The 10,167-nt window shown below is 69.9% G+C and carries 10 protein-coding genes; 2 read left to right on the top strand and 8 right to left on the bottom strand.

Annotated features, from left to right (window positions below):
* Positions 1–311: 311 nt before the first annotated feature.
* Positions 312–2,792: a Helicase associated domain protein gene (locus ACFXB5_RS50045; RefSeq protein ID WP_385221858.1), complete on the bottom strand. Its 2,481-nt coding sequence runs from the start codon at positions 2,790–2,792 to the stop codon at positions 312–314.
* Between the two features lie 261 nt (positions 2,793–3,053).
* Here ACFXB5_RS50045 and ACFXB5_RS50040 point away from each other — a divergent pair, with 261 nt between their 5' ends.
* Positions 3,054–3,494 carry a hypothetical protein gene (locus ACFXB5_RS50040; RefSeq protein ID WP_381868551.1) on the top strand — a complete coding sequence of 147 codons (441 nt, stop codon included), beginning with the start codon at positions 3,054–3,056 and terminating at the stop codon, positions 3,492–3,494.
* A gap of 569 nt (positions 3,495–4,063) precedes the next feature.
* On the opposite strand, the gene ACFXB5_RS50035 is transcribed toward ACFXB5_RS50040, so the two are convergent.
* Together ACFXB5_RS50035 and ACFXB5_RS50030 are read right to left on the bottom strand one after the other, a co-directional pair.
* Positions 4,064–4,225, bottom strand: a complete 162-nt coding sequence (locus ACFXB5_RS50035; protein ID WP_385221856.1) for a hypothetical protein — start codon at positions 4,223–4,225, stop codon at positions 4,064–4,066.
* A 286-nt stretch (positions 4,226–4,511) separates the two neighbouring features.
* The gene (locus ACFXB5_RS50030; protein ID WP_385221853.1) at positions 4,512–5,501 is read right to left on the bottom strand and encodes an NADP-dependent oxidoreductase; all 990 of its coding nucleotides are present in this window, start codon (positions 5,499–5,501) and stop codon (positions 4,512–4,514) included.
* Positions 5,502–5,595: 94 nt separating this feature from the next.
* On the opposite strand from ACFXB5_RS50030, the gene ACFXB5_RS50025 reads away from it, so the two are divergent.
* Positions 5,596–6,168, top strand: coding sequence for a TetR/AcrR family transcriptional regulator (locus tag ACFXB5_RS50025; RefSeq protein WP_385221851.1), 573 nt, complete (start codon positions 5,596–5,598; stop codon positions 6,166–6,168).
* A gap of 33 nt (positions 6,169–6,201) precedes the next feature.
* On the opposite strand, the gene ACFXB5_RS50020 is transcribed toward ACFXB5_RS50025, so the two are convergent.
* The 5 genes from ACFXB5_RS50020 to ACFXB5_RS50000 form a co-directional block, all read right to left on the bottom strand.
* Positions 6,202–6,957 carry a hypothetical protein gene (locus tag ACFXB5_RS50020; protein WP_385221848.1) on the bottom strand — a complete coding sequence of 252 codons (756 nt, stop codon included), beginning with the start codon at positions 6,955–6,957 and terminating at the stop codon, positions 6,202–6,204.
* Between the two features lie 303 nt (positions 6,958–7,260).
* The gene (locus ACFXB5_RS50015; RefSeq protein WP_385221846.1) at positions 7,261–7,806 is read right to left on the bottom strand and encodes a CHAT domain-containing protein; all 546 of its coding nucleotides are present in this window, start codon (positions 7,804–7,806) and stop codon (positions 7,261–7,263) included.
* A complete protein-coding gene (locus ACFXB5_RS50010) occupies positions 7,794–9,350 on the bottom strand; it encodes a CHAT domain-containing protein (RefSeq protein ID WP_385221843.1) in 1,557 nt (518 codons plus the stop codon). The genes ACFXB5_RS50015 and ACFXB5_RS50010 overlap by 13 nt, the downstream gene beginning before the upstream one ends.
* The gene (locus ACFXB5_RS50005; RefSeq protein WP_385221841.1) at positions 9,351–9,626 is read right to left on the bottom strand and encodes a hypothetical protein; all 276 of its coding nucleotides are present in this window, start codon (positions 9,624–9,626) and stop codon (positions 9,351–9,353) included. It abuts the gene before it with no gap.
* A gap of 36 nt (positions 9,627–9,662) precedes the next feature.
* Positions 9,663–10,167 (bottom strand): transposase (locus ACFXB5_RS50000; protein ID WP_385221839.1); only part of this gene is annotated, 505 nt, incomplete at its 5' end.

The following is a 10,167-nucleotide window of genomic DNA, read 5'->3' as shown; positions in this document are numbered from 1 at the left end:
CTGTCTGTGGGGTTGGCTGTCTCTTAGTTTTTATCACTCCAGTCAATGGGGGGGGGGGGGGGCGGGGCCCTGCCCCCGCCCCCCCCCCCCCACCCACTTGGCCTGGTCGGTTTCCTACAACTCTGTTTGTGGCTAAGGTGGTTGGAAAGGTTCCCGCTCCGCGGTCACCTTTGGGCTGGCCGGAGTGAAGTGGTCCTTCCGGCGACGCTGGCTCAGGGAGGGGTCGACTCGACGTCAGGATCTTTTCGGCCTGCTGGGTTCCTGAGTTGCTGACTCCGTGTGCCTTCTGCTGCTTCCATAGAAGCAGAAAATTATGGAAGATTCGAGATGTGGGTGTCCCCCTTTTCAGGAGGTGCGAGGTCGGTGTCGCGCCAATCGCTCTGAAGGATCTCTTCCATCAACTGATCTTGTTCTTGGGAGAGTTGGCCGGTGTTCTGTTTGGTTCGGACCTTGCAGAGCCACGGGCCGATCATGATCCGGTCGCCGTCAGCTTCGATCCATTCCCGAGCGCCGGGCGGACGGCCCCAGCGCTCCACGAACAGCCGGAGGATCTCCGCAGTCTGCTGGAAGGTACGGCGAGTCCGCTTCGACGCCGTGCCGATCATCTTCCCTGTGGGAAGCGGGGTTTGGTTGGGGGTCAGGTTGAGGCAGGTGAGGAGGTCGCGTTGCCCAGGGGCCAGCTGGTCCCAGGAGGTGTGCTGACGGTGCAGCCAGCTCCCGGCCATCACTCCCTCAATCACGGTGTTACGGCGCAGTGTTGCGGGGTCGTGGCCGGCTTCGAGGTGGCGTTTGAGGAGGTGGTACTTGCGGTGCCAGTCGGGGCCGTACGGAAGGGTCCAGTCGGGGTCGAGGGCGGCGAGTTCAGCATCGCGTTCGGGGGCAAGGCGGTTCCTTCGGGCCAGGGCACGTTGGTCGACGAGAAACTGGCCGCCGGGTTGGTGGGCGGGGATGGCGAGGTGACCATGCTCTGTCTGGTAGGCGGTGACGGTGGTGAGGTGGCCTTGCCAGGTGGCTTCGTGGTCGTCCCAGATCATGCCGAGTGCGTCGAGTTCAGCGATCCACTCTGGAGTGAGGGTTCCTTGCTGACGGGCTGTGCGTTGGCCGGTGATGAAGGTGCCCAGGTGGTAGCCGTAAGCGTCCTCGTAGCCTGCGGGGACGCGCAGGTGCTGGTGTTCGGTGTAGAAGCGGGTGACGGCGGCCAGGCCGGCTCGCCGCGGTGCGGAGAGGGCGGTTCCGTCGGCGGGCCAGGAGAGGAGGTCCATGGCTTGAGCGATGGTGTTGGGATCGAGGGTGAAGTCGAAGCGGAAGCGGCGGGCGATCAGGGTGTGGGTGTCGCGCTCCAGGCGCTGGTTGGGGTTTTTGCGGGGTGCGCGGGCGGCGATGGTCTGGTCGTGGTGTCTGAGGGCTGCGGTGACCAGCCACAAGGCTTCGTAGGGGGTGGAGAGCAGGTCGGTGGGATCGGCGCTGGGTGGGATGTAGGCAGGGATGATGAGGCTGGCTGTCTTGGTCTCGAAGGTGGGGGGTTTGCGCAGTGCGCGGCCCAGGGCCTGGACGATCCGTCGGACGCTGGCGGTGCGGTCCGCGAATACCACCCCGTCCACAGCCGGCAGGTCGATGCCCTCCCCCAGGACCTGGGCGTTGGTGAGGACGGCGCGGTCGGCGTCGGCGAAGTCGGTCAGGATGTCGTGGCGCTGGCCCGGGGTGTGGGTGCCGTTGATCGACTGCACGACCAGGTCCTCGGCCCAGTCCGGGCGCTGCTCGCGGGTGACGGTGCGCAGGGTGTGGGGGAACTGGCGGGCGAAGTCCGTGGCATCGGCGATCTGCTGGAAGTAGATGATCAGGTGGTGGAGGTCGTGTTCGGCCATAGCCTTGAGGACGGCAAGGTGCAGGGCTGTCGTCCGGCGGGCGGTTGGTGCGAAGCCGGAGTGGGCGTCTGGGTCGGCGAGGGCGGTGAGCAGCATGGTGTCGGTGATGGTGGGTACCACCAGCTGGTAGTCCGCAAGGACTCCGTCTTCGATGGCCTGGGCGTGGGAGTAGGTGTGCAGGCGCGGGCCGAAGGTTTTGATGTCGGCCATGGATGCGACCAGCGAGGGTGCATCCCATTCTGGGGCCGTGGCCGCGGTGCGCTTGGGTACCGGGCGGGACGTGGGCGCCTCCGTCAGACGCGGCGGCTCCCACTCGTAGGGGGTCGCGGTGAGGTAGAGGCGTCGGTCGGCCGGGATGCGGGTGTTGTCGTGCAGGGCTGTCCACTCTTTGTCCCAGCTGCCTGCGGTGCGGTGCGCCTCGTCCACGATCAGCAGATCGAACACCGGGGCCGGGGCGCGGGTGTGCTGGCTCTGCTCGATCTTCGGCAGCGAGTCAAGGGTGACGAACACGGTGGCGTGCTCGTGCCGGGCCAGCCACGACGCCAGCCTCTCGCCCGAGTTCGTACTCGTGACGGCCGCCCCGGCGAGCAGCGGATGTTTATCTGCGCGCAGCGAGGACACTGCGATCATCGGCTCGCGGCGCCCGTCTCGGCGGGCGGCCTGGGCCCATTGCGCGATCAGGTCCAGACTCGGCACTGCGACCAGAAGATGCCGGACGGTCAGAGCCTCGGCCGTACGCAGCGCCGTTACGGTCTTGCCGGTACCGCAGGCCGAGACCGTATGCCCACGCGAATGCGGACGCGCGAGATGACGTGCTGCGCTGTCGACCGCCTGCTGCTGGTCCGGGCGTAGCGTGAGCCGGACCGGACGGGCCCGGTGTGTCGGAGTAGCTGAAGCCTCAGCCACGGGCTCAGGGCCGGAAGACATGACGTACAACCTCAACTCACGACAGGGGCAGTCAACGGGATCCATCCTCCCGCACGTGAGCGAGCTGGCACGGGGCAGATCTCACACTTTGACACGTAATGCGCGGCCTCTTGGTAGGTAGCGCGGACTCCTCGGCGTTGAGCATCACGTCCCCGGACGCGACGGGCTTGAGCCACGCCCACAGGGCGCGTGTCCCTGCCGAAACCGGGTCTGCCCGGAATTCCGTGGAGGCGTTCGGCGCCCACGTGCTCTACTCCAACTATGGGCAGCTCGAACATGTACTACCGCGGAGCCGGGTTCTGGGTACGCGACGCCCAGGCTGAGGTGTGGCTGTACCTTCTCGCGCAGGGGGCCAAGACGGTCGCTGCTCCTGCCGAATGGCTCGTTGCCGCCCGAGAGGACTGGGAGCTGCAGGCCACGCTCGGGGTCTCGGGATGTGTGTCGCCCCGTCTGGACGACCACCTCGGAACGCATCCCGATCGCGTCGCCCTCACGCTCGACCTGTCGGAGCGTGTTGTGCAGCAACTGCTCGCGTGGTCCCCGGCCATCCCGAAGGACGTGGCGAACTCCTTCGGCACGGGCGGGCAGGGGTCGTGGTTCTTCGCAGACGTGCCCACCGAATCCCTCTTGGCATGCGGTCGCGCCTTCATCAGTCTTCTCCGTGGGGAGTTCCCTCCCGGAATCGACCGGTGGGCGCTTTGAGCTCACGCGGTAGAACGCTCAAGGCCGGGCCCCGGTTCGGCTGTGCGGGTACGCATCCTCGCCCGGGCTGGTTGTCCGAGCGCCTGCACTCCGGTAGGTCGACGCTGGCATCGGGTCACCCTGGGTGACATACGATCAGGCTCCGTTCACGCTGGAAGGTGACCTGTACATGCCCGTGCCGAGCCTACTCGCAGTTCACTCACCTGGACGACGAGTCGTTGTCGGCAGCGGGGTGCTCGCCCGCCACGCAGCAGCGGGCGCGCGGACCGCAGTCATCACGGCGGCATGGGCCGCGGACACCGAGCGGGCTGCCGAATTGGCCGAGGCGCTGTGGATCCTCGACGCGGGCAAGCAGAGGGACCGGGCACTTCCTCCAGAAGATCGAGAACAGGCTGGTACTGGGATTGTCGATGAGTGGCGCCAGATGAGTGGCGCCAGCGGCCAGACGGACTCCCAATAGCGGGCGTTGTGGTGCGTGTTGCCGGCGCTGATCCACAGGGACAGCACCACCGGGCTGTCCGGGCCGGGCATGGCCAGGATGTACGGATCGTATTCGGCAGCGAGGCTGGTCACGGAGCGAGGTCTCCCTTCAGCAGGAGCTCGACAACACCGCGGTCGGAATCACTGACGCGGGCCAGGGCGGCATCCCAGGCGGCCGGGCCCACCTTCTTGTCGTCGTCGCGGAGGTCCTCCAGTCGCAGCAGATGGTCGTTCCAGCGCTCACGGAACATGCGGTCATCCGTGGCAGAGCACAGGCTCACGATCTGCTGGTGCAAGTGCGCGAGCCGGGGATGGTGGCCTGGGTGGACAAGAGGGCCTCAGCCGATGGAAACCGCCCAAGATGCCTTGTCCTTCGAGAACTTGATCGAGAATTCTCACGGCCTCGGGTTGGTAGCCCGGCGGCCCTCCTCGCTCTCGCTCTAGTCCCAGCACACCGCGCGGGCTCGGCACGCCGGGCTGGCCGCCTCCGCCGCTTACGGTTCGCTCGTGCCCGCCATAGGACCACCGGCGTTGACCTCAGTCGCGTGGTTCGGCGGCCGGCTCGCCCGGACCGAGATTGATGACGACCTTGCCGTGTACGTGGCGGCCGGCCTGCAGTTCGGCCGCGGCGCGGATCTGCTCGATCGGGAAGGTGGCCGCGATGGGCACGCGCAGCCGGGCCTCGGCAACCAGGCGGGCGATCTCCTCAATGGCGCCGGGGGCGGCGTTGGCGCCGTTCGCCGGTGTGATCCCGTCGATCTGGGCGGCGATGGTAGTGATGCGGTCGTCGGGCACACCAAGCTCCCGGGCCACCCGCGCGGTCTCGGTCCCGTGCAGGTCGATCGCAGCGGTAACGCCGGGGGCCAGGGCGCGGACGCGTTCGGCCAGGCCGTCGCCGTAGGCGACCGGCTCGGCGCCCAGGGCGCGCAGGGCATCGGCCGAGGACGCCGAGCCGGTGCCGATCACCCGTGCGCCCGTGAGCTTGGCCAGTTGCACGGCGAACACGCCGACGCCGCCGCCCGCGCCGCCGATGAGCACGGTGTCGCCCGGGCCGGGGCTGACGACGGCGAGGGCTGCGGCGGCCGTGGAGCCCGCGATGGTCAGAGCGGCGGCGGTGCGGTCGTCGACACCGTCGGGGGTGCGGTGGGCGGCGCCGCCCGCTGCGATGGTCCCGGCCACGTCGATCACCACGTGGTCGGCGACCGAGCGGGACATGGCGCCGCCGAACACCCGCTCGCCCGCCGTGAATCCGCTCACCCCGTCGCCGATCTGGTCGACGACGCCCGCGTAGTCGGTTCCAAAGCCGCAGGGCAGGCTCAGGCCGAAACGGGCGGCGGTCTCCGCGTCGGAGGTCATGAACCAGTCCATGGGATTCAGTCCGGCCGCGGTGACCCGCACTCGGATCTGGCCGGGACCGGCCTGCAGCGCGGGCACGTCGCGCACGTTCAGGGCCTCGGGGCCACCGAACGAGTCGAACAGGACCGCCCTGCTCGCGGTGGCCGCTGTCGTGACACTCGATGCCTGCATGCTGTGTGCCTCCTGGGCGACGAAACGAGAGGAACAAGAAACGGACTATGCTCCGTTTCAAGGCGACCGTAACACAACCGGAGCGTGATCCGTTTTGACTGAGTCGGAGAGTCGCGCACGACGGGCGGATGCGGCCCGCAACCGCGACCAGCTCCTCGCCGCAGCCAGCCGCGCGTTCGTCCGCGCAGAGGGCGAGCCGTCGATGCGCGCGATCGCACGCGAGGCCGGGGTCGGCATCGCCACCCTCTACCGCCATTTCCCCACCCGCGAAGCCCTGGTCGAGGCCGTCTATCGCGACCAGGTCGCCGGGCTTACCACCGGCTCGCGCGAGCTGCTGGCCCAGTTCCCAGCCCCCGTGGCACTGCGACGCTGGATGGACCTGTTCGGCACGTGGATCGCGGCCAAGAACGGCATGCTCGACACGATGCTCGCGCTGATCGAGTCGGGCGAGATCACCCACGGCCAGACGCAGGCCGAACTGCTCGCCGCGATCGAGTACCTCCTCGAAGCAGGCCGTGAGGCAGGCGAGTTGCGCCGCGACGTCACCGCCGAGGACATCGCTGCCGGCCTCATCGGCATCTTCACCGTGGCCCGCCCGCCCGAGCACGACGCCAGAGCCGGCCGGCTGCTGGACGTCTTCCTGGACGGCCTACGACGCGTGCCCTGAGCCGGGGACCACCGGGAGCGTTTGCGACGACCCTCAGCCGACGAGGGCTTGCGTCCCTATAACGGCGAGGCGATCGGCGCCCTCGGTACCGGGCTCGGCGGTGTAGACCATGACGTGCAGGTCACTGCCGGCGGTGTGCAGGACGTCGCAGTCCAGGGTGATCGCCCCGACGGAGGGGTGGTCGATGGTCTTGCGCGCGCCGCGGTGCGGGGTGGCGGGAGCGTCTTGCCACAGCTCCTCGAAGAGCGGGCTCCGGGCGCGCAGCGTGGTGATCAGGCGGTGCAGGCGCGGGTCTGCGGGGTAGCGGGCGGCGGTCGCGCGAAGGTCGGCGGCCTGCTGGGCGCGCAGGGCGCCCATCGAGTCAGGGGTGTGGCGCACACGCGAGCCCGAGCCGAGGAAGTTGCGCCACACCGCGTTGAGTCCGGGGCCGTGCCACTGGCCCATGAGGGGCAGGCACATGTCCCGTCGTCCGGCTGTTGGCTGGGCGGCCAGGAAGAGGTGGGACTGGGCTCCGACGTCGCGCAGCGGGTCTTCGTCCATCTCTTTGCGCAGCAGAGCGAGGGTGTCGGCCTCGGTGTTGCGCCGCCGTGCGTGCAGGCTGACGACTTCGGCGTCGCCCATCTGGTACTTCGTCTTGTCGCCGCGGCCGAAGTAGCGGTTGTCGACCATGTGCGGTGCGACGGGGCTGGCCGGGATATGCACGATCAGATAGCCGGTCCCGTCATCGGCTGCAGCGCTGATCTCCTCGGTAACGATGGTCAGCGGCGGGTCGGGAACCGTCCGTGCCACCTGCTCGATTTTCTCCGGCAGCCCGTTTAGGGGCTGGGGGCGAGTTCAAAGGTGCGGCAATTTCGCCCGCTTGCTCTCCCTCGACGAGTGCGACATCCTGCCGCTGGCCATGCGTCAACGCGGCATCCCGGTCCTTCAGGGAAGCGATATGCCCACGCACGCCAGCCTGCACCTCACCGACGACAACGCGGACCGGACCCGGTGGTCTTCGTTTTCTCCGCAGGCTTCGCTCTGTGTTCCGCCAAGATCGTGCACGCAGTCGTCGCGTCGAGAACAGGAGCCCGTTTATGAGCGATGCCCTGCCTACGGCAAGCGCCCCCTGGAGCAGTCGGCCGAGCCTGGTCTGGGCTGACCGGTCACGGCCACCGGTGCGGGGTTGCCCTGGTGGGTGAAGGCGGCCCAGTGGTGGATCCGGCCCAGGTCGGGGCCGGTCATCTCGTGGCGCAGTTCGCCGTGGAGGGTGGGCGGCGGGGTGCGGTCCGGGTCCAGCATCCACATCTGGGTGGCGCGTAGCGCGTCGGGCGGCGCCAGGTTGTCGGCGGTCAGGAAGTGGTGGAAGACAGCCATCATCACGGCCGTCCGGCTGTCGCGTACTGCCCAGCGGGAGCCGACCGCGTCGGCCACGCCACGGGCCACCAGGGCGGTGGCGAGGGTGAGTGACTCGTCGTGGTCCCGGGTGGTCAGGTCGGTCTCGCAGGCGCTGAGCACGACCAGTGGGCCTGCCGTGTCCGGCGGGCGGTCGGTGGTGTCGTCCAGGATGCGGGCCACGGTCAGCAGGCCCCTGTCGGGGTCGGGGCCCGGCCCGGCGGCCAGCCGCAGCGCGGACCGGGCGGGGTTCAGGCTGGCCACGGCGTGGCAGGAGATGTGCAGGACGGATGCTGGGTGTCGCCGCCAGGCAGGACGGCGAGCAGGTCATCGGGGCTGCCGACGGCGTCTACGGGCTCGTCGGAGGTGAGGAACGCGCCGTAGCGCAGGGCGCCGGGGTAGCAGGCGGCGCGCAGGGCGTCGGTCTCGGTCTCGGTCTCGGCCCACAGCAGGGTGAGGTCCGGGTCGGCGACCAGGACCTGGCGTCCGGTGGCGGGCAGCCGGCGGCGGCCCGCTGCCCGCAGGAACTGGGCACCGGAGGGGGCGTAGCTGAAGACCGCGTCCTGGCAGGCAAACCGGTGCCCGGGCCCGCCGGACGGCTGTGGCCGCCGGGCCGCGTGCCAGGCCACGGCACCGAGCGGTCCGCACGGCGCCAGCACGATGCGCGGCGGCCGCCCCGACGAGCCCAAGGCGTCCACCAGCGGGCCGACAGCCGCCTCCCACGCCCAGTCGCACAACTCGGCCAGCGCTGCCGGCCAGCGCCGCTCGGCCTGCCAGATGGGGTCCAGCGCGGGGTCGACGGCCGTCCTGGACCGTTCTGCGGCGGCCTCCAGGTAACGCTCCAACGGCGCGCTGCCGGTGCCCAGCAGCTGCGGCAGCGGCAGGACCTGGGGCCGGGCGTGCCCGGGCCGGACGATCAGCGCGAAACCGGGCGCGAAGTACTTGAGGCCCTGCCCGGGAACGAGGTAGACCAGCGCGTCGGTCGCCGTCGCGGCCAGGCCGGCCGCGAGCTCGGCCACGTCCGGCACACCGAGCACCGCCTCCACACCTGCGCCGTCACCCCGGGCGCCCAGCGCGTTGAGCGCCATCCGGCGCAGCGCCCCCGTCATGCGGGGGCCGGCGGCGTCCGGCGGGGCCGTGGCGGCCTGGGCGCGCCACCGCCGGGCCAGTTCGGAGTGACCGCCGGCCGCCAGGAGGTCGGGGACACTGCGGGAGGCGGCCGCGGCCCGCAGCACCATGGCGCGGCCGAGTTCCAGCGACCGCACCGCCTCGTCCGGGCGGCCGGACAACCAGATGACTCCGTACGCCAGCCGTCGGCCCAGCACGGCCCCGTCCCGGGCCACCACCAGGCCGTGCTCGGCACCGAGTTGGAGCAGGACGTCGGCGGCGAGTTCCGTCAGTGCCTGGTGGGCGATCTCCAGCGTCGCCCGCAGGTCCGCGGTGCGTTGCGGGCCGCCGCGCCGGCTGCGCCGGAGGTGGGCCTCGGACAGTTTCTCCAGAATGTCGCCCCGGCGGACCGAGGCGTATCCCTCGGCGATCAGGCGGCGTACCGGGGTCAGCTCGTCAATGGCCCGGTCCAGCAGGGCCGGTTCCGCGAATCGCAGGGATCCGGCTATCAGCACAAGGCCGAGCCAACACCGCGCCAGGTACTCCCGATCGTGGCTGATGCGGGGTTCCTCCAGGGCGCGATGGAGTTCGGCTTCGGCGTCGGCGAGACCCCGGTCGAGCGCGGCCCGGCCCTCGTCCGGTGGGGCCTCGAAGATCGTGCCCAGCGTTCGTTCCGGAGGCTTCTCGCCAGCCTGCTCCACTTAATCGAAGTAGCGGGCGGCGAGGCGATGTCCGTCCGGGTCCTGCTGGTGCCGGGCCCGGGCCCGGTGGCCCTCGGCGAGACTCCTCGCCAGCTCGCCGCGCTCCGCATCGCCCGGCGGCAGGGACTCGTGCAGGCCGGTGAGCTCCTCGATCAGCTCCGGTAGCCCGCTCAGGTCGCCGGTGGTTTCCATCCGGACGAGTTCGGCGCCCGCCCGGGACAGCACGAGGCTGATCGCGTAGTTCGACGTGTGCGGCGAGGAGCCGTCCCGCGCCACGGCGGCCCGTAGCTCCCTAGACGAGTAAGTCCGATGTCAGTGGTCGAAGGCGATCAGCGACCTGGGGGTGGGTGCGCCGGTCTGGTGGTTGTGCCAGATCGCGGCGGCCATCGCCAGGACTCGCTGGGCGACGCGGACAGCGACGCCTTCGAAAGTCCGCCCGCCGTGCTGTTCCAGTCCGAGCTGTCCCTTGAGGGTGTCGTTCACGGACTCGATGAGCTGGCGGACCGACTTCAGCAGCGGCTCGCCCGGGCGGGGTTTCTCCCGCTTGAACGAAGGCCGCAGCAGCGTGACGCCTTGCCTGGCCAGGTCCGCCTCGAACTCTTTGGAAGCGAAGCCCTTGTCTGCGATCAGTAGCAACCCGGGCCGGTCGCGAGCCAGGTGTGGCTCGCGATCCAGCATCGCGGTCAGCACCTCTCGCTCGTCGATCTTCGGGCCGGCCAGCGCCCAGGTGATCGGCATACCGGCCGGGGTGCAGACCAGGAACAGCCGCAGGCCCCAGTAGAACCTGCTGTGGGAGCGGCAGTAGCCGTAGCCCGCC

This window comes from Streptomyces sp. NPDC059455 (assembly GCF_042750115.1).
GTDB lineage: Bacteria > Actinomycetota > Actinomycetes > Streptomycetales > Streptomycetaceae > Streptomyces > Streptomyces endocoffeicus.
Note: the sequence above shows the minus strand (reverse complement) of the source record. Positions and strands in the feature narration are given on the sequence as shown.

Bases quoted from the DNA above. Each gene is read 5' to 3' on its own strand.
- ACFXB5_RS50045 (WP_385221858.1), bottom strand. From the start codon at position 2,792: ATGTCTTCCGGCCCTGAGCCCGTGGCTGAGGCTTCAGCTACTCCGACA.
- ACFXB5_RS50040 (WP_381868551.1), top strand. From the start codon at position 3,054: ATGGGCAGCTCGAACATGTACTACCGCGGAGCCGGGTTCTGGGTACGC.
- ACFXB5_RS50035 (WP_385221856.1), bottom strand. From the start codon at position 4,225: ATGTTCCGTGAGCGCTGGAACGACCATCTGCTGCGACTGGAGGACCTC.
- ACFXB5_RS50030 (WP_385221853.1), bottom strand. From the start codon at position 5,501: ATGCAGGCATCGAGTGTCACGACAGCGGCCACCGCGAGCAGGGCGGTC.